This window comes from Dethiosulfatibacter aminovorans DSM 17477, assembly GCF_900142005.1.
GTDB lineage: Bacteria > Bacillota > Clostridia > Tissierellales > Dethiosulfatibacteraceae > Dethiosulfatibacter > Dethiosulfatibacter aminovorans.
Genome location: NZ_FQZL01000080.1, coordinates 1 through 1,139, shown reverse-complemented (window position 1 = coordinate 1,139; position 1,139 = coordinate 1). Strand labels below are relative to the sequence as shown.

Here is a 1,139-nt window from a genome sequence, read left to right as displayed (position 1 = left end):
GAATACAGCAAGGCACTTTCCTTAGGAAAATTGCTTGATATACATGCTAAATATGAAATTTTTAGTGGTTCTTATGTTTCTATGAATAATTCAGGCTAAAAAAAAAGAAAAAAAGGAAGAGGTAAAAAATAGAAAGGTAAGCACCACAGATCCGGACAGCGGATACATGTTTAGGGACAGGAAGCCTAAAGGGTTCTTTTACCTCAATCATATGACAGTAGATGGTGAGAATAACATTATCACAGGTGTACATCCAACAAGTGCAGCGATAAATGATGCCGTACCGTTTCTTGGAATAGTTAAAGAGCAAAAGGAAAAATTCGGATACAAATATGTAGGAGCCGATGCAGGATACTACACTGCACCAATAGCAAAGGGATTGGATAAACTGGGAATTAAAGGAGCAATAGCCAAAAGAAGAGGACCAAAGCCAAAGGGCAAGATGTCCAAGTTGAATTTTACATATGTAGAGGATTGGGATGTAGCAATGTGTCCAGAGGGACATTCCCTCGAATATAAGACAACAACTAGGCAGGGATATAGGGAATATCACAGTAAAAAGGAAATATGCTGCAATTGTCCCAAGAAAGAAAAATGCTTGTACGAAAAAGCTGAAAAGCGTGTAATACGGTTTCATGTCTGGGATGAACAGCTAAGAGACATAGATCGATTTACAAAAAATACTGAATTAGGAAAGAGGATCTATAAAAGAAGAAAAGAAACAATAGAACGTGCTTTTGCCGATTTAAAGGAATTGCACGGATTTCGTTATGCCCGATTCCGGGGGCTTGACGGAATAAAAGAGCAAAGTTATATGTCAGCAGCGGCATATAACATGAAGAAACTAGCAAGATTTCTTCATGTTTTTTTATTTTTTGGACAATTCATTCAAAACAAATGGTATTTTTTGATTTCATCAAAAAATTTCCTTTTTTTAAGCAAGGAAAAAGGAAAACCCGTGTGAAAATCGAAATTTTCACACGGGTTTGTCATCAATCTGAAGAGCGAAAGCTCTTTATTTTTTTTAAAAAGTGCCTTCTTTTGTGTCAAGCATTTTAGAAAATGTCCCGAAAAAATAAAAACATGAGCACTGGACTTCAGTGCTTTTTGTGTGGGGAAAAGCCCGCATTTATTCCACG

General features: G+C 36.6%; 1 protein-coding gene. It reads left to right on the top strand.

The window, feature by feature from the left end; translation table 11 throughout:
- The first annotated feature begins 166 nt into the window (after positions 1–166).
- Positions 167–964, top strand: a complete 798-nt coding sequence (locus BUB05_RS18375) for a transposase (RefSeq protein WP_094763086.1) — start codon at positions 167–169, stop codon at positions 962–964.
- The last annotated feature ends 175 nt before the right edge of the window (positions 965–1,139 follow it).

Excerpts from the sequence above, each read along its gene's own strand:
- BUB05_RS18375 (WP_094763086.1), top strand. The coding sequence starts at position 167 with ATGTTTAGGGACAGGAAGCCTAAAGGGTTCTTTTACCTCAATCATATG.